Below are 23,131 nucleotides of genomic sequence, written 5' to 3' on the forward strand. Positions count from 1 at the left end.
GGCACCACTTCCTGCCGTGCGAGGACTGCTCGTGCCCGCCGCACGAGCGCTACCCGGGAGAGGTCTGATGGCCGACCAGGACGACGGCAGTCGGGAAGCCGCGGTGCGCGAGCTCGGCGAGGATGCTGTGCGCGCGGCCGAGGTGGAGGTCGTGAAGGCGCACGCCGACCGGCTCAGCGTCGCGACGTTTCGGGCCATGGGCATTCCTGCGTCCTCGATCCGCGAGGGGCTCGGCCTCGAGGCCGCCCCGGATCGGCCAGCACTGCTGCCTCCGAACACCGCGGCGCCTGCGGAGGAGGAGCGAGCGAAGTTGACGCCGGGGCGGCCGGCGCTCGGCCCGGGGGTAGCACGGTGACCGGGCGGCCGACCCTCGTGACGAGCCGGCGTCGTCAGCACGAGCTGCTGCGGTCGTGGTCGACCTGGGCGATGACCTCGATCCTCCTCGACCCGTCCGAGGTGGCCCAAGTGAGGGAGTCCGGATGGTCCGGCACACAGCACTCCGACCCGGCGACGGGGGAGCGGATCGCAGGCACGACCGACGGGCTCGGGTTCGGCCTCGACGAGTCCTGGCACAACCCACGCGAGCTCATCGCGTGGGCCGACATCGAGGCGATCGCCGCGTCGGTGCCCACCGAGGTCCGCGAGCAGCTCGTCGAGCTCCGCGACCGGCTGCGCGAGCACCGGAAGGCGTACCCGCGGTTCGCAGCGAGCGCGGCCGCGATCGGATGCGGTCCCATCGTCGAGGGCCAGCCGCTCACGCCACGACAGGCGGCGTACCTCGGCGAACTCCAGGAGTTCGAGGCCAGCGGCGTGCTCCCGGCCTGGGAGCAGAAGTACGCCGCCCTCGACGCCGAGCGCCTCCAGCTCCACGACCAGGCGCTCTCGGCCGGGCTCGACCACGAGCCGGTCGACCTGCTCGAGCTCCTCGAGGACCAGCACCTCGGCCGGCAGGCCGCCGCGCACCCGGCCGAGCAGGCGCACCAGACCCGAGCGCAGGACAACACCCCGAAGACCGGCACCCATCATCAGGAGACACCGATGCGGATCCGCAACTACACCGACCAGCAGCGCACTGCGCTGGAGAACCTGCGCCTGCCCGACCAGTTCACCATCATCTGCGAGCGGAAGACGACCCACTCCTCGGAGCGCGTCGTGTTCGAGTACTTCGAGGGCGACCGCTCCGATTCGGTGATCCTGGACGTGGACGACCGGTCACGTGGCTACCTCGATGCCGGTGCTGCGGTCCTCGTCGCGCGCGCCCATCACCGCTACCAGCAGCAGGCCCGGAACCCGATGTACACCGAGTCCGCGCGAGCGATGAGCGCCCGCGCCGCAGATGCCCTGGGCGGGTGGCTCGACACCCACCCGAGTCTGGAAGTGAAGGCGTGGCAGACCGCGCACCCCGGGCCGAGCACGCCCCGCGCCGATCAGCCGACCCAGGAGCGCCGTCCCATCGGGGAGGGGCGCGAGCGGATCTCGGTCGCCGAGCTGCGCCGCAACCTTCCGGTGGGCACGCGGGTGCAGGTCTTCTACCTGGCTGGTCAGCGCGAGCAGACCGAGCCGGACGTGCGCACCGTCACCAAACAGACGAGTCACCAGATGATCACCACCCCGGTCGACGGCGACCGGGGCGCCCACCTGGCGTGGTCGGGCACCCGTGCCGAGCGGGACGCGGCCGGGATCTTCATTGTCCGCCAGGGTGACGGGACCCCAGTCGTCGCGTACAAGCCGCTCGCCCAGGACGACCCAGCGCCGACCGAGGCGACCCTGCCGATCGATCCGGCGCTGGCCGTGCGCTACCGCGAGGCGCGCAAGAGCACCGACCCGGCCGTGCTCGATGAGATCGCGAGCAGTGAGATCGGCGGCGACCGGCGCGTGGTTGCCGAGAACGCCGCTACCTCGGCCGCGACGCTGCACCGACTGGCGGGCGACGAGGACGTCACGGTCCGCCGCTCTGTTGCCCGGAACCCGCACACCCCGGCTGAGGCGCTGGACCGGCTTGCCGACGACCCTGACGAGGCCAAGGAGCTCACCGAGACGAAGGTGCGCTGGTTCGTGGCCAGCAACCCGTCTACCAGTGAGGCCACGCTGGCGCGGATGATCGGCGACCAGGACGTGACGGTGCTCGCCGCGATCGGCCGGCACCCGCACGCCTCGACAGCGGTCCTCGAGCATCTCGCCACGGCGCCTGCACCCGGCCGCACGTGGGTGGACCCGGACGTACGCCAGGCCGTCGCCAGCAACCCCAGCACGCCGCCGGAGATCCTCGCCGGCTGGGAGAACACCGACGGCAACACGATGGCGGCGATCGCCAAGAACCCGGCCACCCCAACCGACGTCCTCGAGCGGCTCTCACGCGACACCTCGACGGGCACCCGGACACGAGCGGTCGCGGCCGCGAACCCGTCACTTCCGGCGCCGGCGCTGTACCGGCTGGCGCACGAGGACACGAATGCCTGGGTGCGCGAGCACGCCGCGTCGAACCCGAACATCGATGCCGCCGACTCCCACCGCGTCGTCCTCGACCAGGAGCCGGGCGTCCGCCGAGCCTTGGCCCGCAACCAGCATGTCGATCCGGCGGTCCTCACTCGGCTCCAGGCGGACCCGGACACGCAGGTGCGGGTGGCCTTGGCGAAGAACCCCAGCATCGCCCCGGAGACCTTGCAGGCACTCCTGAGTGACGCCAACCCCCGGGTGCAGGAGGCCAGCGCACAGAACACCGCGGCGGCCGAGCGAGCGGCCACTGGCCGCCGGCCGGCGCTGCCGCCCCCGACTCCGCGGCCGCGAAGCAGCAGCGAGCTGCATCAGCCGGCGGCCGCCGTACAGACCGGGATCGCGCGATGATCGCGAGCAAACCGGTCCGACTCCTCTCCCTGGCGATTGTGGCCCTGGTGGTGATCGTCGGCAGCCGCGTGGTCGCCGGCGGATTCGCGTTCGGGGGCGACCCACTCGACACCCGGCCCGCCGGCTCTGACTCCGGCGAGCGTGGCCAGCGCACGGCCGGCGTCGTTGCCTACGTCCTCGACGGCGACACGGTCCAGGTCGAACTGCGTGACGGCCGCGAGGTCCGGGTGCGGTTCCTCGGGATCAGTGCTCCCGAGGAACCGCATCCCGGCAAGCCGGGGGAGTGCTACGGCGAGGCTGCGACGCGGCACCTCGAGCAGCTGCTGCCCGCCGGCACCCAGGTGACTCTCGTGAGCGACCCGACCCAGGACGACGTCGACACCTACGGCCGCTGGCTGCGGTACGTGCAGGCCTGGGGCCGCGACGTCGGCGCCGCCCAGATCCGTTCCGGGTCCGCCGAGGCCCGCGACAGCTCGACCCCAGTGTCGCGGCACCCGAAGTACGCCCAGATGGAGGGCCTCGCCCGCGATGCCGACCGCGGGTTGTGGTCCTCATGCCGGTGACCGACGAGGGATCACGACACGGTGTAACGGGGGGGTTGACACCCTGTAACGGGGGGGATTACAGTAGCGGGATCAGGGACAGCATCCGTTAGGCGATGGAGGTCGTCAGATGAGCACCTGCGAGGGATGTGCGAACGAGGGGCACGGGCCTGAGGAGTGCTCGAACCGGGGCCTGCCGATGTGCCAGCAGACATGCACCTGCCGACACGGTGAGCCTGAGCGCGACCCGGCTCCCTACTGGACGGCGATCGCGGCCGCCGAGGCGAACGGAGCGGGCGCATGAGGGGCAAGGGGCCTTACCCGTACCCGTGCCCGGAGTGCGGCGAGACCATCCAGGCGACCGCCGCCTACCAGGTTCGCCACAACCGTCCCTGCCGGCCCTGCATCCGAGTGGCCAACGGCTGGACCTGCCGCGACTGCGGACGCAGCGACCCGCGCCACCCCTCGCCGTGCCCGGGTGGTGCCGCATGAACGCCCGGCGCCGGATCACCGGATACGCCCAGCTGGTCAGGTCGGCGATCGGCCTCGACGAGGCCGCCACCCTCGAGCTGGTCGAGTGCCTGATGCGCCAGGAGACCGGGGGAGTCCTCGACCACCTCAGCGCCGCTGCCTTCGCAAGCCTCGCGCGACAGTCCTACGGAGACGCCAAGGCGTGGAACGAGATCGGCCCTGTCAACGGCTTCACGCTCGCCGACTTCTGCCGCGTCGAGCAGATCGACCTGCCCACCTGGGCGACAGGTCCCACGGAAGGGGCGCAGGCATGAACACCGAGGCCACGGGGACCCGTCGGATTCGAGTTCGACGCACCTACCTGATCGAGCGGATCCAGGAGTGGGTCGTGGACATTCCTGCCACGTACGACACCGACGAGTGGAAGGACAACGACCTCGCCGGGTTCGACCAGTACGTCACCGACAACGGCGACCAGGTGCTCGAGGACTACGAGCACGTCGAGTTCGACGAGCTCGACCTGACAGTCCTCCGTTCGACGGAGGTCATCGGGTGAGCGCCGAGCGCTGGGACCGCCTCGCAGTGGACCTCGTCGCGGCTGGCGTGCCTGCCAAGGTCACGGCGAGGTCGTACAGCCAGGTCGAGTACGGGCGGGTCGTTCACGGGGTCTCCCGCTCGATCGGGGTTGGGCAAGGCGACGGCCTGGTGATGATCCGCGACCGCTACGGCCGAGGTGGCAAGTGGTACGGCTACAGCGTCTGCGTCACCCAGGGTGATCACGACCGAGAGGTCTGCCGCTCCACGAAGCGATCTGAGGTCGTCGCTGCAGTCGTCAAGGCGGTGACCCAGTGAGCGTGTATGTCATCCCGGAACACCAGTCCGCGAAGTTCGACTGCGACTTCATCGGAGGCAGGCCCGAGCACCGGTCGGCCTGTAGGGCCTCGGAATGGACCCGTCTTGACCAGGGCGCGCTCTGGCTCGAGCCGTCGACAGTGGAGATGCCGGTTGGGTGGGTCCGATCGGGAGGCGGGCACCTGTGCGCCGACCACGCGGACCGTGTGCCCAACGACGGCCACGTCGCGTCGCTCACCTTCTCGGGGAGCGCATCATGACCATCGCCCAGCACCGGCCGGCCCTGCAGCAGCGCCGCTTCAAGCACGACACCCTGGTCGCCGTCGACCTGTTCTCCGGGTTCGGTGGCCTGACGCAGGGGATCGCTCACGCCGGGTTCGACGTGATCACCGCGGCCAACCACAACGAGTACAAGGTCAAGGTCCACGAGGCGAACCACCCGACCACCGAGCACTGGATCGCCGACCTGGTCGACACCGAGTCCCCCGCCTACCACTCGGTGCGCGAGCTCCCTGCCGGCGACCTGCTCGCCGCAGGCGTGAGCTGCGTCAACCACTCGCAGGCCAACTCGAGGAAGGCCTACGAGCAGGGCATGTCGCTGTTCGATCTCGAGGACCCCGACTACGAGTCCCGCGTGACCCGCTCAGAGCGCGACCGAGCCACCGCCAACTGCGTACTCGCTTACGCCGCCCAGCATCACCCGCGGCTGATCCTCGTCGAGTGCACCACCGAGCTCTACTCGTGGGGGCAGCTCGTCCCCGGGAAGCGGAAGGTCGGCGACGGGTCGACCTACCGGTGGTGGCTCAAGCAGTTCGACCTGCTGGGCTACAACCACAAGGGCCTCTACCTGAACTCGATGTTCTTCGGCGTCGGGCAGTCTCGCGACCGCGGCTACTGGGTCTTCTGGGACAAGAAGCTCCCGACCCCGGACCTGGCGCACCGGCCGGAGTCCTGGTGCGACCACTGTCAGACGATCGTGCAGGCCGTGTGGTCGTGGAAGACCGGGGTCCCGCCGACCGGATCGGTGCGCTACGGCAAGCAGTACAACTACCGCTGCCCGTCGTGCTACCGCGAGGTGATCCCGCCGTTCACGCCCTCGCTCGATGCACTTGACCTCTCGAACCTGGGCACCCGGATCGGCGACCGTGAGAAGCCGCTCGCGGCCGCGACGATGGCCCGGGCCGAGCGGTGCCGTCAGCGGTTCGCCGAGTTCCCGGCCGTGCTGATGCCGGCGAAGTCGCAGCGAGGCTCCGAGCGGCACCCTTGGCAGCCGATGGCCACGCAGACCAGCCAGCAGGAGACCGCGGTCCTTTCCACCGGAGCGCTCATGGCGGCTGCGGGCAACACGTTCGAGTGGCCGGGCTCCAAGGGCTGCCGGACCCGCGACTTCTCCCAGCCGCTGCCCTCGCAGACCTCGACGAACGGCACCGGGATGCTGACGCCGCCGGTCGCGATGGCGATCGACAACTACCAGGGCGCTCCTCGCGGGGCCGATGAGCCGCTGCCGACCCAGGGCGGGTCGGAGACCATGGGCATCCTGTCCGCCTCGGTGTTCGCCAACCGGGAGAACGCCACGCCTCGAGGTCTCGACGCAGCGATGCAGACTGTCGTCGGGAACGCCGGGTCGGGCGGCCTCGGCGTCATCAGCTCGGGTGTGCTCCCGTATCGGAGGCACACGACGCCGACCTCGCACGCCGAGGCGATGCCGACCGTGACGACCGAGCAGATCCCTGGACTGCTGACCGCGGCCGGGACGATCAAGAACAACGGGTCGATCGGTGAGGCGAAGTACCGGGCGCACCCCGTCTCGGACCCGCTGGGAGCGGTCACCGCTGAGCCGACCCAGGCGGTGCTGTTCTCCGGCTGGTACAAGCAGAACGGCTCCACCGGCACCGAGACCGCACCTCACCCGGTGACCGACCCGTTCGGCACGCTCACCTCGCGCGACACCACGGCGCTGCTGACGGCCGAGTGGCATCAGGCGCTCGCCGAGCTCACGCTCGAAGACTGCTACTTCCGGATGATGTACGACCACGAGATCGGCCGCGGCTGTGGCTTCGACGTCGACTTCGCCGATCACCAGGGCACCTTCCAGGTCTGGGGCTCCGCCCGCGACCGGGTCGACGGCTACGGCAACGCCGTCTCCCCGCAGGTTGGCTGGTGGATCAGCAACCGGCTCCGTGCCGTCCTGCACGGCGAAGAGGTCGCAGCATGAGCGCCCGCACCCGCATCCAGGTCGACACCCTCAGCCGCGACGGCATGACCACCATCGTCGAGTTCCTCGCTGTCGAGCCCATCGCCGACCCAGAGCTCCGGGACGCCGTCGCCCATGTCCTCGACGAGTACATCGACGCTGCCGCCACCGCTGGCATCCACCCCGGCAATGCCCGACTGCTCCTCCTGTCCGAGCTCATCCAGCTCAGCCAGGACGAACGTGCCTACGAGCGCGTAGCCACCGCGAGGGGAGTGCTTCCGCTATGAACCGTGTGACGTGCACCTGCGGTTGGACCCGCACCTACTCCGCCCGCGCCAAGGCTGAGTTTAACGCGAGGCGTCACGTGTGCCGAACCGCGGACGGCGTACGCCGCGCGACCCGCTCCTACCGATGTGCCCGGTGCGGCCTGGAGGCCGTCTACGAGAACGCGGGCGCGGCCGAGGCCAGGGGGTGGTTCTCGCGTCACTCCTGCAGGAAGCACGAGGAGGCCATGTTGCGGGCCGCGCTCCACGAAGAGCGGATGGCGGCGGTCGACCGGACCCCCAAGCCCTGCCTGCACAAGCGGGCCAACCACCAGCACGGCACGCGTGCCTGCTACGTGCTGGACCGATGCCGGTGCGAGCCCTGCTCGAAGGCCAACAGCCAGGCAGAGAGCGAGAGGGTGCGGCTCAAGGCCTACGGCCGCTACCACAAGTACGTTGACGCCTACCCGGTGCGGCTGCACTTGGCCGAGCTCGCGGCCTACGGCATCGGCCTCAAGCAGGTCGCGAAGCTCTCCGGCGTCTCGACCGGCACCCTGTCCAAGCTCGTGTTCGGTGTCTACGACTCGACCGGCACCGGCGGTGGTCGGGGCGGCACCGGTGAGCTGGTCCGGGCACCCTCGCGCCGTGTGCTGCGCAGGACCGCCGAACGGATCTACGCCGTGGAGCCGATCCCGGCCAACCTTGGAGCGGGCCAGGTCGACCCGGAGTGCACCCCGCTGGCACGCACCCACCTGCGTGCACTGGTCGCTCTCGGCTGGTCGATGTCCGAGCTCGGCCGTCGACTCGGGATGCGCCACGGTGCGAACGCCGTCGCTCTCATCGAGGACGACGACCGGCTCATCCAGCGCGGCACCATCGACAGGATCGAAGAGCTCTACGCCGAGCTGTCGATGACCCTGCCACCCCAGGCCGACCGCTTCCAGCGGACCGCCGCATCGCGGGCACGCAACCTGGCGCGCCGCCATGGCTGGCTGCCGCCGCTCGCTCTGGACGACCTCGACGGCGAACCCGCATCAACCGACGAGCAGGACATCGACGAGGTAGCCATCGCGCGCCGGATGGCGGGTGAGAAGTCCGTCGAGCTGAACACCGCAGAGAAGGCGCTCCTCGTGGAGCGCTGGAAGGCGACCGGCCGCGCGAGCAGTGAACTCGAGCGGGTCACAGGCATCAACCCTTACCGCTACTTCGTGACTGAGGAGACGGAGGCATCATGAGCATCCAAAGACTCCCCGTGGCGGGCTCGGCAGATCAGTGCCCTGACGCCGGCGAGCGAACCACCTGGCGCCGCGAACAGACGCACCTTGGGGCGGCCTGTGACTTCCCTGGCTGCGACCGGCACGCCGAGCTCGGGCTACGGATGTGCGACTACCACGTGATGGTCCGGCTGGCCTCGAACGGCTCGTGGGTCGACGACAGCCACCTCGAAGGGGGGCATGGCTGATGTGTTACCGAGAGACAGCGCACTACGTCGTCCTGTGCGACCGCTGCGGTCTCACCGCTCCCGAGGGCACCGGCTGGTCGATGCCGTCGTACGCGGACGAGGCCGCGCTCGAGGCCGGGTGGGCGATGACCATGACCGAGCACCTGTGCCCGGCCTGCGCACTGGCCGCTCTGCCCGACGAACTCGAGGACCTCGAGGACGACCTGGACGGGGTCACGTTCGCAGGTCCTCGGCCTGCGCTGACACCCAGCGTGGCGGGTAGCGAGGGGAGCACGTGGGTTCCTGTCACCGCAGCGACCACGCGCGGCGTCGGGGAGCGGCGATGAGCGACAACACCGGTATCGAGTGGGCCGACGCGACGTGGAACCCCCCGGTGACGGGCTGCACCAAGCTCAGCCCTGCCAGCCCGGGATGCGCGAACTGCTACGCGGAGACGCTCGCGGAGAGGTTCCGCGGCACGCCGGGCCACTACTTCGAAACCGGGTTCGACGTCGTCTTGCGGCCCCAGCGGCTCGACCAGCCGCTGCGCTGGAAGCGTGGTCGGCGGATCTTCGTCAACAGCATGTCGGACCTGTTCCACGACCAGGTGCCGGACAGCTTCATCGCCATGGTGTTCGCCCGGATGGCGCTCACTCCGCAGCACACCTATCAGCTGCTCACCAAGAGACACGGCCGGATGCGGTCTCTGCTCTCTGACCCGGTGTTCCCCCGGATCGTCCTAGAGCACGCCTGGATCGCCGCCAGCGACAACCACCTCGGCGCCGTGGGCGACACCCTGAGGTGGCCCCTGCCGAACGCCTGGCTGGGTGTTTCCGTCGAGAACCAGCGGTGGGCGCGGACCCGCCTGACGGCTCTTGCGGAAACGCCTGCCGCCGTCCGATTCGGATCGTTCGAGCCGCTGCTGAGTCCGGTCAACGCCGGAGCATGGCTGCGAGGCCCCGTCGGTCTCGACTGGGTGATCGTCGGCGGCGAGTCCGGACACGGCGCACCCCGATGCACCCCGACTGGGCTCGTTCCCTCCGGGGCCAGTGCCAGGCGGCCGGGGTGCCGGTCCTGTTCAAACAGTGGGGCGCGTGGGTCGAGACCGCGAACGGCAGCACGGTCGTCCACCGCGACGGCGAGACCACCACGAGTCGAATCCCGCTGCCCGCCGGCGCGGTGCGGATGTCGCGAGTCGCGAAGAAGGTCGCTGGCCGCGAGCTCGACGGCCGCAGCTGGGACCAGTACCCGGACCGTGCCGAGGCCCGTCATGGCTGAGTCCCTCTTCGACCTCGAGCCGATGGCTCGCGACGCCGTGCTCTCACCCGACGGCGTCTACCGCTACAGCCTGCATCGGGAGTGGTGCACCGGCTTCTTCTGGCCGCGGTGGGTCACCTTCGTGATGCTGAACCCGTCGACTGCCGACGCGGTCCACGACGACCCCACCATCCGCCGGTGCGTCGCGTTCGCGAAGGCCCTGGGCGGCACGGGACTCGCCGTGGTCAACCTCTACGCGGTTCGGGCCACCTCACCCGCGGAGGCGATGGCGGCCACCGATCCGGTCGGCCCCCGCAACGACCACTACCTCGCCACGTTCCTCGCCATGGCGGCACGGTACGACTTCCCGATCATCGCGGCCTGGGGAGCGCACGCGCGACCGGACCGCGTTGAGCGGGTACTCGCCATGCCCGGCGCGGACCGGTTCACCGCCTTGGGCCTGACGAAGAGCGGGGCCCCCCGGCATCCGCTCTACCTGCCCGGCGCCTCGCGCCCGTCTCCCTGGCCGCCGGCGGCGGTGGGGGGAGCGACGATGAGCACGCCGGCGCGGTTCCAGCTCTCGCGGCGCGCGGGCTACCGGATGCCCCCGGGAGGCGCGTCCGTGAGGCGCGGGAGCCGGTGGGGCAACCCGCACAAGGTGGCCGACGTCGGCCGTGCCGAGGCGGTCAGGCTCTTCGAGGAAGATCTCCTCGCCGGCCGACTGCCCATCAGCGTCGACGACGTGCGCCGCCACCTCGCTGGCAGGCCGCTGGGCTGCTCGTGCCGCCTCGACGAGGCCTGCCATGCCGACGTGCTCCTGCGCGTCGCCAACCCTGGAGCGCTCGGCGTCGCGCATAACGCGTCACTTGTCCGATCCGCCGGCGCCGCGGTTGCTTCTGTGGACATGAGGGCGGGATTGACCGCGCAGGAGCGCCGGCACACGGAAGCTGTCGGTAGTGCGGGTGGCGGTGCTGGACGTTTCGCATCGGGCTCTGCAGCGGCCGACACCTCGGGAATCGGAACCAAAGCGGAGTGATGTGACATGGAGACAGGGGATCGCCCGGCGCGGTGGGTGCTCGAGCTTGGGATGCGCGTGTGCGGAGGCGCACGACCATGGTTACCTCCCCTGACGGGCGGGTCTCTGGGTCTGTGCAGCTGGTTGCTGCTCTCGTGGCTGACGTCGACCGGGCTGTGGGCTGACCCTGCGAAGACGGGCCGTGGCGAGGACCTGATCACCGTGGTGTTCACGGTCGCGACGTCCGGCATGGTCACGGTCGGGATCGTGTACCTCCTGGTCGGGATGCGGGCGCACCGGACGTGGCACACGGCGCTGACCGAGGACGAGCCGCGCGACATGCTCACCGAGTACTCCCAGCGGCTGTACAGCCTCCTGGAAGCGCTGGACCCGCGGACCAGCAAGCTCGACTTCACCACGGACGATCTTGAAGACCTCTCGATCAGTCATCGCCAGCAGCTGGGATCTCTCATCGCGGCGGCGGCCGAGGTCGACGAGCCAGGTTTCTGCTCGACCGTCCGACACGAGTCGTGGCTGCTCCTCGAGGCAGCCCGCCTACACCGGAAGCTGTCGCTTGAGTCGATCGTTCGATCGGAGACAACGGTTCCCCTCGTCCTCGTCGGCCTCGACGAGGAGATCACGAATACGGCGGCCTACCTCCTCGGAGCCGTTCAGTCCGGGGAGTGCGTGTGCGGTCGAGCGCACACGCAGGTGGACCGGCTGATCGAAATGTGTGCCCGCGCAGACGAGCAGACCGGCGGCGATCGCGGGAGGGGACACTGATGGACCACGCAACGCTCCAAGAGCTGGCGCATATCGTGCTCTGGCCCATGCCCTTCCTGGGCGCGGCGATGATGATCACCGGAGCGATCCAGTTCGTCAACGGCCTCGTCACCTACGGCGAGCACCGGGGGCTCGGCACCGTCGTGATGGGTGGCGTGTTCGGGTTCGTAGCGCCGCCAATCTTGCGGTCCGCCTTCGATTCCGCGCTGCAAGAACCGGCCGGCAAGCGCGCCCCTGACCCATCGGTGCCGGATATCGACTGGTCGCTGGTCGCCTCCATCGCGGCCGGTGCAGCAGGCGTGATCGCGGCGGTGTTCGTCGTGCTCTATGTGTCCGGGAGGGTGCGGCGGGCGAGGACTCGAGACGCGGCTGAGGCCGACCGACTGGACCGGATCTGGAAGGAGTCGGTGCAACGTCACGACCGACTCCGCGAGCGGTGGATGGACTTCCAGCACGACATCGAGAAGGTGCTCTCGTTCCCGCTGCTCTCAGACGTCTCCGAGCCGAAGACCGGCGCCTTCATCGAGGCTCTCGGCGCGGCCGCGGACCTCTCCGCGACGCGTCGCCCCAAGGCGGCCGAGGCCGTGGAACGGTACGCCCAGGCCACCCGCACTGCCGAGACCAAGTGGCAGGCGGCGCTACACCACGCCGAGCGTGTGCGCCTCGCCCGGTTCGAGCCGCGGGAGCGGGACCGGATCAAGAAGGTCCAGCGGCTACTGCGGCAGGCGAAGAACGGCGGCGCCTCACCGGAGGAGCGCCGCACGTACTACGAGCGGGCCCGCGAGATGCTTGGCGACCTGATCCGGCTGCCCGAGCCCACGCGTCTTGCCCTGGAGCAGGCGGTCCGTGGCGAGCTCGAAGCACCGCGACCGCCCTCGTCTTGGCCCACCTACGCCACCCCGGCCGAGCGAGTGCCAGAGCCCACAACGTGGGCCACGTCGACGTGGTCGGCGGCGCGTCGAGAATCCGAGCGCCAGGCCTTGGAGGCCGACCAGGCACAGTCGATGCTCTGGGCTACCTACGGCCTCGCGACCGGCACGGATCCGGGTGCCGGCGGCTGCGACTTCGTCGACCCCGGGAGCGGGTGCTCGTGAGCGAGGCCAGGGTCGATTTCGTGCGGCCTTGCGCCTGGTGCGACCAGCCCGCGACCACGAAGACCGAGGACGGCATGCGCGCATGCTGGCACCACGCCGCCCTCGACGGGGTTCGTTCGCAGCAGCTCGCGGACTCCAAGGCCCGGATGGACGCTGTTGAGGCTGACATAGCCCGCCGCCGGACCGCCTCCGGCGCCATTAGGGTCAGCAGTATGCAGCCCGCCGATGTGACCGCCGCGCCTCCCGAGGTCGTGGCTGAGGTGCTCCGCGACCCGGCAACCTTCCTTGACGCGGCCGCGAAGGCGGAGCCGGGCTGGTCGGACCGATACGGAGGGCCGGAAGGCGTCGCCCAGCTCACCATCGTGCTGCACGATCACCTGGCCGAGCTGACGAAGCGCAACGCCGACCTACGCACATCGACGTTGATCTACCTGCGGACTCAGGCGAACCTGTCGCTGGCGAAGCTCGGGGAGCTGCTGGGAATGTCGCGGCAACGGGTCGGAGTGGCGTCGCGGCGTGCAGACGATGGAGCCGACCCGACGGCGCGTCCGTTCGCGCATCTGGAATCGCGCGACGGCTGGAACACCTGAGCCGGGTAGACGCAGCATGTCTATCTGGACCGTTGCCCTCGCGTGCGCCGCTGTCGCTGGCTTCTTGGCGTGCGGCGTGCCCACACTCGTGCGACGGCTACCGGTGCCGGCCGATGCGGGGGAGAGCGATGCCGGCGCCGCCGGAGGCTCCGACTCGGTGAGCTACGCCGCGATCGCGGCCGAGCGATGGTTCCTGCCAGTGGGCGTCGTCGTCTCCGTCGTCGGCGCGGGTCTCCTCGGGGCCGCGATGGGAGCCGACCCGCAATTGGTGGTCCTGGTGCCGCTGGCGCCACTCGGATACGCGTTGGCCGTGATCGACGCTCGAACCCGTCTCCTGCCGCGGCGCCTGGTCGTGCCCGCGACGCTGGTCGTGCTGGTCGCACTTGTTGTCGAGTGGGCGGCAACAGGCGACCTCGACGTGCTGGTACGTGCCGTCGCCGGGCTCATGATCGCGAGGACGTGCTTCTGGGTCCTGTGGTTCCTCGGTGCGGGGCTCGGGTTCGGCGATGTACGACTCGCCGCACTGGTCGGCCTGGTGACGGCGCGGCTTGACTGGCAGGCCTTCGTCGTCGGCATCTACGGGGCCCTGGTCCTGGCGTTGATCTACGTCCTCGTGCGTTGGATGGTGACTCGGCGCCCGCTGCGAGGCGCTGGGGTCTCGCTGGGACCGTTCCTGGTCCTGGGTGCCTGGACGGGCCTTCTCGTGGGAGCGGGCTGGTGAGCCACGAGGTGAGCGCGCCGGCGACGGTCCCCCGCCTGCGGCGCGACGTCGAAGCGCTCTGCGTAACCCCTCGCCACCGTGACGTCCCCGGGAGTCTGGAGACGGCACGGGCCCACTGTCGGCACCAGCTGGAGGAGGTGGGCTGGTCGGTCGAAAGAGCGTCCCTTTTGGCCCGCCCCGCCCTGCGGTACTCCGACGCTGGCTACCCGACCTCGCCGCTCGCTATGCGGTGGCTGTCGGGGCTGGTGGGGGTGTGAACCTGTTGGCCTTCGGTCCCGACCGGGATGCTCCCGCTGCCGGTGACACGCTCCTGATGGCGCACATGGACACTTGTCCGCGCCAGTGAACTCGCCAAGACACTGCCGCGCCCCGCCCTGGCGGTCGTGCTCGATGCGGTCGGCTCTTTCGACGACCGGCCGGGGTCTCAGCGGATGCCACCCGGCTTCGGCCTGATGTTCCCGCACGTCGTTCCCGCACGTCGCGCGCCAACTCAGAGACACGGATCGTCGCGGTGACTTTCTCCTGGCTGTCCATCGCCGTTCCTCGAAGGCCTTCGCGCGGACGCCTACCCGCTGCGTCTCCGCGTCCAGGAGCTGCGCCAGGTCGGGATAGGCCTCAAGATGATCGCCGAACGCTCGGGCGTCGCGCACGGGGCGCTGTGGAAGCTGATGTACGGCAAGCGCCAGCCCGACGGCTCTCAGACGCCCTCGCGGCCGGGTTCTGTGAGACCGCCGAGAAGCTCTACGCCCTGGACGCGACCGGGGCGGCGCCGACTGCGGCGGGGTGGGGCGCGGTGCTGGACCAGGAGAGCTCGGCCGCCGTGTCGCGGCGACTGCAGGCGCTTGTGGCGCTGGGCTGGTCGATGTCGGAGCTCGGCCGCCGCCTCGGGCTGCGCCACGCTGCGAACGTCATCCCGATCGTCCGCGGTGAGCGCCGGCTGACCGTCGCAACCGCCGGCAAAGCCAACGCGCTGTTCGACGAGCTGTGCATGACGCTGCCCCACGACCGACACCGTTCCGCAGCGGGTCTCGGCGACTCGTGCCCGCCGGTACGCGAAATACCAGGGATGGGTGCCGCCGCTCGCGCTCGAGGACCTCGACGACGAGCTCGGCGTCGCCTGATCGCCTCAGTCGCCGAGACCGGTCCAGTTCGGGTCGACCGGCACCGGGATCAGGTTCTCGGTCCGCAGCCAATCCATCTTGACGACCGGCCTGAGAGCCGCGTCGTCGTGCCAGACCACCAGGGCCTCCCAGCGTCGCCCCTCGCGCTTCCAGTCAAGCAGGCCTGGGCGCGGTTGCGAGGCGTCGACGGGGACGCTGACCCAGCAGTGCCGCCCGGGGTGCTCGGGCGCCTCGGCGATCGCCGTCGCGGAGTCCGCGGCGTCCTGGTCGACGCGGACGCGGTCCTTCAACGGGACCCCCGCCCCGCGTCCGTAGCCACCGCCTGCCATGACTCCAAGGGTGGAACACATGTTCGAAGGGTGTAGCGGGTGCCTGGCGGCCCGGAACGGATGCACGGAACCAGCCGCCTTGTGTCGGGCCGGTGCCGTAGTTTCTGGCCATGAATAGCCAGGGCCGTGCGCCGATCCGGTTCACGCTGAACGGCCAGCGCTACGAGCTGGCGCGTGAGGACGTCGAGGCCCGGCTGACCGACGTGCCTCCCGACGTGATCCGCAAGCACGCGGTGAGGATCAACGAGACGTGGCACCCAGCCGTCCAGGCCTTCGAGGTCGCCACGGGGATACCTCGGTCTGAGTTCATCTCTCACACCGCTCGTCGGCACCTGGCGGCGCTGGGATTCGAGATCGCCGGGAACGTCGAATCACGCACGACGGCACCGCCCTTGCGTGCCGCCACGTCCGCGCCTACCGCCCCTCGACCTACTGCCGCCCCGGTTGAGGTCGGAGGGGAGTGGCACACCGAGGCCAACGTCCAGGCCGCCTTGGTCACGGCGCTGGCGGGCGAGGGAATGGCGCATCCTCTCGGTGGCCAACACCGCGACCAAGGAGCACGGCATCGACGTAATCGCCGCCCGCGACGGCCGCACCGTCGGGGTGGAGGTCAAGGGGTTCCCCAGCCGCAACTACGCCGACCCGGCCCGCGCCGGCGAGGCCAAGCGCACCAGCCCGAGCACCCAGGCCGGCCACTGGTACTCCCAAGCTGTGCTGGCCGCCATGCGCCTGCGCGGCAAGGAGCCGGAGTGGGGCAGCGTGATCGCCCTGCCCGACTTTCCCCGCTACCGCGACCTGCACGCCGAGACGGCCGGGTCGCTCGCCGCGGCGAAGATCGAGGTCTGGTGGGTCGCGACCAGACGGGAACGGTGCGCTGAACGCCCCCACGAACGGGGTCAGCTGCTGGATGTCGCCGGTCTCGGGGTCGAGCGTGAACCCGTGGGCGGCCAGGGTGGCGCGGAACTGGGGTCGGTGGCGACCGCGGCGTGCCCGATCCCGTTGATCGCCTCGATGCTGTCCCGGATCCCGACCGAGTGGCTGCCCCGCCACGCACCGGCGGCCGCGTAGACGCGGGCGTTGATCTGTAGGTGGAGGTGGCGGTGCGGGTCCCCGGTGCGGGAGGTGTAGTGCCGGATCACCGCCGCCTCGATCTGCTCCACCGGGACCTGCACCTGCCGGCCACGTGGCCCGATCCGGGTGGTGGCGTGCTGGGCGACCCAGCCGATGATCTGCTCGGCCGCCCGGTCCTGCGCCGCATCCAAGGCGGCCGACACATCGGGATGCAGGGCAGCGGCGAGGGACCAGGTCTTCGGGCCGTCGACGGTGACCTCGACGAACCGCAACGCCTTGGCGTCGTCGCGTAGTCGGCCCTTCGGACGACCGGTGTCGACATCGATGCCGGCCACCCATCGCTCGTGGGTGTCCCCGGTCAGATCCGCGGCCCGGTCGACGTGGTCCGGGCCGGCGAGGTAACGGTTCGCGATGCCGGTGCCCTCGGCGAGGTAGTAGTCATCGGCCCGGGATAGGTCCTGCTCGACGTAGGGCGCGCGCCGCCTTGGCCGCGCCCCGGTAGAACTTGACCCCGCCATGCACGCCGACCACCCCGGACCCGAGTCCCAACGCGTCCGTCGACAACCAACGGACCCCCAGAAGTGCCGCGTGGGCCGCCCGAACCCGGGCGACCCATCTACGTCCTTCGTAGCATGCGTTCCGGCTTGAAGGGGGTGATGAAGAACAAGTGGATGTGGGATGTCGTAATAGTAATGACCTCGGCCCGCTGACCTGCGGTAACGCCAAACTTCAATGGGCGCGGGGTGCAACCGGTACGCACGAGCATGCTCCAGTTTGCCCTGTTGCTTCTTCGTCGGACAGCGGGCCACGCGCGCGGGGAGACCCAAGATGCGGAGTTCCGTCACCCTGCTTCGGTCGCACGATCGTCGAGTCACGTGGTCCGCCCGGGCCCTCGTGTGAGAGATCGAGCCAATTGAGCCCGCGTGGGATTGATGCGCGGGCGCCAGCGCCGGTGGTCGAGGCTGACGCCGCCTCGACGGCGAACCGTCTGGCCTCGACGATGTCGGCCCCTACCGCGAGTGCGACAGCCAAGGCTCCACTAGTAGGCAGTCACCGGCGCCGGTGTATCGACCACGTCCGTGGCGGGCGCGCGCACCCAGACGACCTCACGTGCTTCGGGGGTCCGCACCACAGCCCCGTCGCCCTCAGGGTGACAACGAGCGCTCCCAGCAACAGGAGCCCGCATCAGCAGCTGCTCGACCTCGTCAAGAGCGACGTTGGCCACCCCGCATATGGCGGCGAACTCCGGCAGGTTGGGGACGCAGACGTAGGCATCGCGCAGCGTGCTCGGCGGAAAGGGCTGGTACGGAGCGGGATTCGCCACCACCAGTCCGCGGGCGGAGGAGATGGCGGCTTCGACGACCTCAAGCGGGATCTCGAACTGGGTCAGGAGAACCGCAGCGTCAACCACCTCGGTCCGGCCACGTCCTGGGACGTCATCGCCCAACCGGCAGCCCACGACATGGGCAGCTTAGCCGGGCCCGACCACGCCCGCGCGCACGAGCTCCTCGATCTCTCCTTCTGACAGGCCTGTCGCCCGCAGGATGTCCTCGGAGTCCCGACCCAGCGAGGGCGGACTCAGCCGGATCTCCGGGATGTTCCCGTCGACCGTGATCGGGCCGCGCACGAGGGGGAGCGGCGACCCGGCGCCGGACGTGACCTCCTGGACCATGTCCAGGGCCATGACCTGCGGGTCGGCGAACACCTCGTCGAGACGGTGGACCGGCCCAGCGGGGATGCCCGCGTCCCGGAGGTCGGGAATCCAGTCGCGAGCGTCCCGAACGCTCAGGAGTCGCTCGATCTCGGCGCGGAGCTCCTCCCGACGCGCCAGCCGATCACGGCCATTGCTGAACTCGGGACGATCGGCGAGCTCGGGCTCGCCCAGCACCTGGCACAGGGCACGCCACTGGGGCTCGTTGCCGGCCGCGATGTTGATCTCCTCGCGAGCGGTCCTGAAGGTGCCGTAGGGCCAGATCACGGGATGGTCGTTGCCGTGACCGGAGGGGACCTCGCCGAGTGAGAGGTAGCGCTGGGCCTGGAAGGACAGCATGTTGATGCCCGTCTCCAGGAGCGACGTCTCGACATGGCTGCCGTGGCCCGTACGGCCTCGTCCGGCCAGGGCGGCGCTGATCGCCAGCGCGGCCATGACCCCGGTGATGGAGTCGATGATGGGAACCCCGACCCGGGTGGGGTGGGCGCTGTCCGGACCCGTCAGCGACATGAGGCCTGACATCCCCTGCGCGACCTGGTCGAGGCCTGGAGTGGACTGCTCGGGACCGCGTGAGCCGAAGCCGGAGATGCTGGCGATGACCAGCCTGGGGAACTTCCGGCGCAGGATGTCGGGCGCCAGGCCCATGGCCGCCAGGGTGCCGGGGCGGAAGTTCTCGACCAGCACGTCCGCAGTGGCGAGCAGCCTGTCGAGCACCTCGAGCGCTCGCGGGTCCCTCAGCGTGAGGGCAAGGGAGGTCTTGTTCCGATTGACCGAGGCGAAGTAGAGGCTCTCGTCGCCCTCGAACGGCGCCCAGCTGCGGGCGCCGTCGCCGCCGGGAAGTCCCTCGACCTTGATGACGTCGGCGCCGAGGTCGCCGAGCAGGGCCGTGCACGTCGGGCCGGCCAGTGCCCGGGTGAGGTCGATGACCGTGACGCCGTGGAGCGGGCCGGCCTCCGGCTTCGCGTCGTCGGGCACGTGCGAGGCATGTGGGTCAGCCATCGGTCTCTCCTGTGAGGTTCGCCGCCGTCCGCGGTGGTATATCATCGATCATATGGGAACGCGGGTCCGGACCCGGCTCCAGCCCCCGGACCAGTGCCGTGAGCCCGACCTCGAAGGAGTCCCGGTCGATGCGCGCCGCCTCGGACCGTAGCCGGTGCGCCTGGGCGAGGTGCGGGTAGCGGTCGAGGTAGACCTGTACGTCGTCGGCGAAGCCGGACGCGAACGGCGTCGACGCGGCGCCGATCACCAGGTACTTCACCGCGCCCGAGATCTCCGTGGCTCGTCGAGCCGGCCAGCCGGCTCCCACAAGGCCGCCATGGACGGCGTTGGCCATCGCCAGGAACTCCTCGCGGCGCTGGGTGCCCGAGGCGATGATGGGCACGGCGCGGGGGTGCGCGACGAGGGCGGCGTGGTAGGAGCGGGCCCATCGCAACAGCCCGGGCCGCCACCCTTCCTCGAACCCCCCGGTGTCGACATCGCGCACCAGGAGGTTGGCCACCGCATCGAGGACGGTCTCCTTGGTGGGGTAGTGCGTGTAGAGCGAGGCGGCCTGGACGCCGAGCTCCAGGGCGAGCCGCCGCATCGAGAGAGCGGCGAGGCCGTGCTCGTCGATCATAGCCAGCGCCGCGTCCCGGATGAGGTCCCGGCTCAGCAGCGGAGTACGTGGTCGGCCCATCGCCGCCTCCCTGTGGTCCGCCGCGCGCGTCCCGCACGGCTTGCCAATCCTAACATTGTTTGGTTATTGTTTTCCTGACACCGTTAGGTACATCGACCGCCCCGAAGGGAACCTCCATGGCTCCGCGCACGCCCGTCGCCCCGCTCGACCTGTTCGCGACCGATCCGCTCATCGGCGAGGACGAGCGCGCCATGCGCGACACCGTCCGGCGCTTCGTCGAGGACCGGCTCAAGCCCGGGCTCCCGGAGTGGTACGAGAACGGGTCGTTGCCGGTCCGGGAGCTGGCCCGTGAGCTCGGCGAGCTCGGCGTGCTGGGCATGCACCTGGAGGGCTACGGCTGCGCCGGGACCAGCGCGACCGCCTACGGCCTGGCCTGCATGGAGCTCGAAGCCGGTGACTCCGGCATCCGCTCGCTCGTCTCCGTCCAAGGGTCGCTGGCGATGTTCGCCATCTGGCAGCACGGGTCGGAGGAGCAGAAGCAGGAGTGGCTGCCGCGGATGGCCGCGGGCGAGGCGATCGGCTGCTTCGGCCTGACCGAGCCCGACTTCGGGTCGAACCCCGCCGGCATGCGCACACGCGCCGTGCGGGACGGAGACGACTGGCTCCTCACGGGCAACAAGATGTGGATCACCAACGGCTCCGTCGCCGACGTTGCGGTGGTGTGGGCGCAGACAGAGGACAAGGTGCGCGGCTTCGTCGTTCCCGCCGACGCCCCGGGATTCTCGGCGCCGGAGATCAAGAAGAAGCTGTCGCTGCGGGCCTCGGTCACCAGTGAGCTCGTGCTGGACAACGTCCGCCTTCCCGGGTCCGCGGTGCTGCCTGAGGCGTCAGGGCTCTCCGGCCCGCTGTCGTGCCTCAACGAGGCGCGCTTCGGCATCGTCTTCGGAGCCCTCGGTGCCGCCCGCGACTGCCTGGAGACCGCCATCGAGTACGCCGCGACGCGCGAGATCTTCGACAAGCCGCTCGCCGCCTACCAGCTCACGCAGGCCAAGCTCGCCGACATGAGTGTGGAGCTCGGCAAGGGCATGCTTCTCGCGCTGCACCTGGGTCGGCTCAAGGACGAGGGGAAGCTCTCGTCGGATCAGGTCAGCGTCGGGAAGCTGAACAACGTGCGCGAAGCCATCGCCATCGCTCGCGAGTGCCGCACGCTCTTGGGCGCGGCCGGCATCACCCTCGAGTTCCCGATCATGCGTCATGCCAACAACCTCGAGTCGGTGCTCACCTACGAGGGCACCTCCGAAGTGCACCAGCTCGTCATCGGTCAGTCGCTGACCGGCTCCGCCGCCTTCCGCTGAGGAGCGTGCCGCATGACAGGGAATACGGACATCGACCGCGTCGGGATCGTCGGGGGCGGTCTGATGGGCGCCGGCATCGCGGAGGTGTGTGCGCGCGCCGGGTCGGACGTCGTCGTGGTCGAGTCGTCGGAGGCGGTGGCGCGGACAGCGCGAGAACGTCTCGGCCGCTCGCTCACCCGGGCTGCGTCGAAGGGCAAGATCGACGCAGTCGACGCAGTCATGGCCCGCATCCGCGTGACGACCGACCTTCTCGAGCTGGCCGATCGGCAGCTGGTCATCGAGGCCATCGTCGAGGACGAGGGCGCCAAGGTGGAGCTGTTCCGGCGCCTCGACGAGATCGTCGCGGACCCCGAGGCGATCCTGGCCTCCAACACGTCCTCGATCCCGATCATGAAGCTCGGCGTGGTCACGTCGCGCCCCCAGAACGTACTCGGCATCCACTTCTTCAACCCGGTGCCGGTGCTCCGGCTAGTGGAGCTCGTGCCGAGCCTGCTCACGGCCGACGACGTCACGGAACGGGCGCGGCACTTCGTGCAGGGCCCGCTCGACAAGCGGGCGATCGACAGCCAGGACCGGGCCGGGTTCATCGTCAATGCCCTGCTCATCCCGTTCGTGCTCTCGGCCATCCGGATGCTGGAATCGGGCTTCGCCACCGCGGAGGACATCGACCGCGGACTGGTGCTCGGTGCCGCGCACCCGCAGGGCCCGCTCGCCCTGGCCGACCTCATTGGCCTCGACACCACGAAGGCGGTGGCCGAGTCGCTCTACGAGGAGTTCAAGGAGCCGCTCTATGCCCCGCCGCCGCTCCTGGCCCGGATGGTCGACGCCGGATTGCTGGGACGCAAAGCGGGCCGCGGGTTCCACACCTATCCCTGAGCTGTCCTGCGGGAGGTGTCCCGCCTCCGCGCACGAAGAACGGCCGGTCTCGCGCCGCGAGGCACGAGACCGGCCGTCCCGTGGGGTTGGCCGAGGACGACTACTTGGCGCCGACAGTCGATGTCGACAGGGCACGGGGGTCGCGCTCGCCCCAGGCCTCGTGCTCGACGGCCGTCATGAACCGCTGGACCAGCTCGTTGAAGAGCTCCGGCTCCTCGAGGTTCGTCACGTGACCCGACTTCGGGAGGATCGCCAGCCCGCAACGGGGGATGGTGCGCTTGAGCATCAGATCGGTCTCGAGCACACCGTTGTCCTCATCGCCGGCGATGACGAGGACGGGAGCCGTCATCGCGGCGAGGTCCTCGGCCATCGCATAGAGCGAGGGTCGCGCCTTCTGAACTCCCCGCATGGTGTGTGCTGCCCCGAGGGGGTCGTGCTCGGCCAGGACACGCACGTGCTCGGCGTGGCCACGAGGGTCCTTGGCCAGGTACTGCACCCGCGCCGGGCCGACGCCGTACCACTGCGACATGGCCTCCGACCCCTCGGTGTCGAACGCGACGGCGACCTTCTCCGACTCCTCGCGGAACGTCGCCTCCTTGTCCGGGTGAGCGCCGTAGCCGCAGCCGGCGACCACCGAACCGAGCGTCCGGTCCGGGTGGCGCAGCGCGAAGTGCAAGGCGGTGAACCCGCCCATGGAGTTGCCGACGACGAACGCGCGGTCCACGCCCGCAGCGTCGAGAACGGCGACCGCGTCGGCCACGGCCCGGGCCTGACTGTACGACGCCGGGTCGGCCGGCACGTCGCTCGGCGCGAAGCCGCGCGCGGCAGGCACCAGGCACCGGTGGGTGCGGGAGAACCGTCGTACCTGCGGCTCCCACGAGCGGTGATCGCCTGCGAACTCGTGCAGGAACAAGATGGCCGTCCCCGTACCGGTCTCGTCGTAGTGGATCCGGACGCCATCGTCGGTGGTGGCTGTGGGCATGGTC

The 23,131-nt window shown here is 70.1% G+C and carries 22 protein-coding genes and 2 pseudogenes; 18 read left to right on the forward strand and 6 right to left on the reverse strand.

Annotated elements, in window-relative coordinates; all coding sequences use genetic code 11:
* Nucleotides 1-67 precede the first annotated feature (67 nt).
* The 16 genes and pseudogenes from ACJ5H2_RS21950 (at nt 68) to ACJ5H2_RS22025 (ending at nt 14,067) form a co-directional block, all read left to right on the forward strand.
* The gene (locus ACJ5H2_RS21950) at nt 68-355 is read left to right on the forward strand and encodes a hypothetical protein (protein WP_408899848.1); all 288 of its coding nucleotides are present in this window, start codon (nt 68-70) and stop codon (nt 353-355) included.
* Nucleotides 352-2,844: a hypothetical protein gene (locus ACJ5H2_RS21955; RefSeq protein WP_408899849.1), complete on the forward strand. Its 2,493-nt coding sequence runs from the start codon at nt 352-354 to the stop codon at nt 2,842-2,844. The genes ACJ5H2_RS21950 and ACJ5H2_RS21955 overlap by 4 nt, the downstream gene beginning before the upstream one ends.
* On the forward strand, nt 2,841-3,407 hold the full coding sequence (locus ACJ5H2_RS21960; RefSeq protein WP_408899850.1) for a thermonuclease family protein: 567 nt from the start codon (nt 2,841-2,843) through the stop codon (nt 3,405-3,407). The genes ACJ5H2_RS21955 and ACJ5H2_RS21960 overlap by 4 nt, the downstream gene beginning before the upstream one ends.
* A gap of 467 nt (nt 3,408-3,874) precedes the next feature.
* On the forward strand, nt 3,875-4,171 hold the full coding sequence (locus ACJ5H2_RS21965; protein ID WP_408899851.1) for a hypothetical protein: 297 nt from the start codon (nt 3,875-3,877) through the stop codon (nt 4,169-4,171).
* On the forward strand, nt 4,168-4,413 hold the full coding sequence (locus ACJ5H2_RS21970) for a hypothetical protein (RefSeq protein WP_408899852.1): 246 nt from the start codon (nt 4,168-4,170) through the stop codon (nt 4,411-4,413). Before ACJ5H2_RS21965 ends, ACJ5H2_RS21970 begins: the two co-directional genes overlap by 4 nt.
* Nucleotides 4,410-4,709 carry a hypothetical protein gene (locus tag ACJ5H2_RS21975; RefSeq protein ID WP_408899853.1) on the forward strand — a complete coding sequence of 100 codons (300 nt, stop codon included), beginning with the start codon at nt 4,410-4,412 and terminating at the stop codon, nt 4,707-4,709. Before ACJ5H2_RS21970 ends, ACJ5H2_RS21975 begins: the two co-directional genes overlap by 4 nt.
* A gap of 256 nt (nt 4,710-4,965) precedes the next feature.
* Nucleotides 4,966-6,924 (forward strand): DNA cytosine methyltransferase, encoded by a 1,959-nt coding sequence (locus ACJ5H2_RS21980; protein WP_408899854.1) that lies wholly within the window; start codon nt 4,966-4,968, stop codon nt 6,922-6,924.
* The gene (locus ACJ5H2_RS21985; RefSeq protein WP_408899855.1) at nt 6,921-7,190 is read left to right on the forward strand and encodes a hypothetical protein; all 270 of its coding nucleotides are present in this window, start codon (nt 6,921-6,923) and stop codon (nt 7,188-7,190) included. Before ACJ5H2_RS21980 ends, ACJ5H2_RS21985 begins: the two co-directional genes overlap by 4 nt.
* 77 nt (nt 7,191-7,267) lie before the next feature.
* Nucleotides 7,268-8,401: a hypothetical protein gene (locus ACJ5H2_RS21990; RefSeq protein WP_408899856.1), complete on the forward strand. Its 1,134-nt coding sequence runs from the start codon at nt 7,268-7,270 to the stop codon at nt 8,399-8,401.
* Nucleotides 8,402-8,627: 226 nt separating this feature from the next.
* A complete protein-coding gene (locus ACJ5H2_RS21995; RefSeq protein ID WP_408899857.1) occupies nt 8,628-8,954 on the forward strand; it encodes a hypothetical protein in 327 nt (108 codons plus the stop codon).
* Nucleotides 8,951-9,885: pseudogene (locus tag ACJ5H2_RS22000) on the forward strand (DUF5131 family protein). Before ACJ5H2_RS21995 ends, ACJ5H2_RS22000 begins: the two are co-directional and overlap by 4 nt.
* A gap of 22 nt (nt 9,886-9,907) precedes the next feature.
* Complete coding sequence (locus ACJ5H2_RS22005) at nt 9,908-10,900, forward strand: DUF1643 domain-containing protein (RefSeq protein WP_408899931.1); 993 nt, start codon at nt 9,908-9,910, stop codon at nt 10,898-10,900.
* A 204-nt stretch (nt 10,901-11,104) separates the two neighbouring features.
* Nucleotides 11,105-11,662: a hypothetical protein gene (locus ACJ5H2_RS22010; RefSeq protein ID WP_408899858.1), complete on the forward strand. Its 558-nt coding sequence runs from the start codon at nt 11,105-11,107 to the stop codon at nt 11,660-11,662.
* The gene (locus ACJ5H2_RS22015) at nt 11,662-12,756 is read left to right on the forward strand and encodes a hypothetical protein (RefSeq protein WP_408899859.1); all 1,095 of its coding nucleotides are present in this window, start codon (nt 11,662-11,664) and stop codon (nt 12,754-12,756) included. Before ACJ5H2_RS22010 ends, ACJ5H2_RS22015 begins: the two co-directional genes overlap by 1 nt.
* Nucleotides 12,753-13,346: a hypothetical protein gene (locus tag ACJ5H2_RS22020; protein WP_408899860.1), complete on the forward strand. Its 594-nt coding sequence runs from the start codon at nt 12,753-12,755 to the stop codon at nt 13,344-13,346. The genes ACJ5H2_RS22015 and ACJ5H2_RS22020 overlap by 4 nt, the downstream gene beginning before the upstream one ends.
* 76 nt (nt 13,347-13,422) lie before the next feature.
* Nucleotides 13,423-14,067 (forward strand): prepilin peptidase, encoded by a 645-nt coding sequence (locus ACJ5H2_RS22025; RefSeq protein ID WP_408899861.1) that lies wholly within the window; start codon nt 13,423-13,425, stop codon nt 14,065-14,067.
* Between the two features lie 1,126 nt (nt 14,068-15,193).
* On the opposite strand, the gene ACJ5H2_RS22030 is transcribed toward ACJ5H2_RS22025, so the two are convergent.
* From ACJ5H2_RS22030 to ACJ5H2_RS22050, 5 genes and pseudogenes are all read right to left on the reverse strand, one after another.
* Complete coding sequence (locus ACJ5H2_RS22030) at nt 15,194-15,517, reverse strand: hypothetical protein (protein ID WP_408899862.1); 324 nt, start codon at nt 15,515-15,517, stop codon at nt 15,194-15,196.
* An 870-nt stretch (nt 15,518-16,387) separates the two neighbouring features.
* A pseudogene (locus ACJ5H2_RS22035) lies at nt 16,388-17,110 on the reverse strand (relaxase domain-containing protein); the annotation flags it as partial.
* A gap of 517 nt (nt 17,111-17,627) precedes the next feature.
* On the reverse strand, nt 17,628-17,999 hold the full coding sequence (locus tag ACJ5H2_RS22040; protein WP_408899863.1) for a hypothetical protein: 372 nt from the start codon (nt 17,997-17,999) through the stop codon (nt 17,628-17,630).
* Nucleotides 18,000-18,059: 60 nt separating this feature from the next.
* Nucleotides 18,060-19,298, reverse strand: coding sequence for a CaiB/BaiF CoA transferase family protein (locus tag ACJ5H2_RS22045; RefSeq protein ID WP_408899864.1), 1,239 nt, complete (start codon nt 19,296-19,298; stop codon nt 18,060-18,062).
* Nucleotides 19,291-19,974, reverse strand: coding sequence for a TetR/AcrR family transcriptional regulator (locus tag ACJ5H2_RS22050; protein WP_408899865.1), 684 nt, complete (start codon nt 19,972-19,974; stop codon nt 19,291-19,293). Before ACJ5H2_RS22050 ends, ACJ5H2_RS22045 begins: the two co-directional genes overlap by 8 nt.
* Before the next feature lie 116 nt (nt 19,975-20,090).
* On the opposite strand from ACJ5H2_RS22050, the gene ACJ5H2_RS22055 reads away from it, so the two are divergent.
* Complete coding sequence (locus tag ACJ5H2_RS22055) at nt 20,091-21,269, forward strand: acyl-CoA dehydrogenase family protein (protein ID WP_408899866.1); 1,179 nt, start codon at nt 20,091-20,093, stop codon at nt 21,267-21,269.
* A 12-nt stretch (nt 21,270-21,281) separates the two neighbouring features.
* The gene (locus ACJ5H2_RS22060) at nt 21,282-22,145 is read left to right on the forward strand and encodes a 3-hydroxybutyryl-CoA dehydrogenase (RefSeq protein ID WP_408899867.1); all 864 of its coding nucleotides are present in this window, start codon (nt 21,282-21,284) and stop codon (nt 22,143-22,145) included.
* Between the two features lie 100 nt (nt 22,146-22,245).
* Here ACJ5H2_RS22060 and ACJ5H2_RS22065 read toward each other — a convergent pair whose 3' ends face one another.
* Complete coding sequence (locus ACJ5H2_RS22065) at nt 22,246-23,127, reverse strand: alpha/beta fold hydrolase (RefSeq protein WP_408899868.1); 882 nt, start codon at nt 23,125-23,127, stop codon at nt 22,246-22,248.
* Between the last annotated feature and the right edge of the window lie 4 nt (nt 23,128-23,131).

This window comes from Nocardioides pymetrozini, from assembly GCF_046058985.1.
Lineage (GTDB): Bacteria > Actinomycetota > Actinomycetes > Propionibacteriales > Nocardioidaceae > Nocardioides.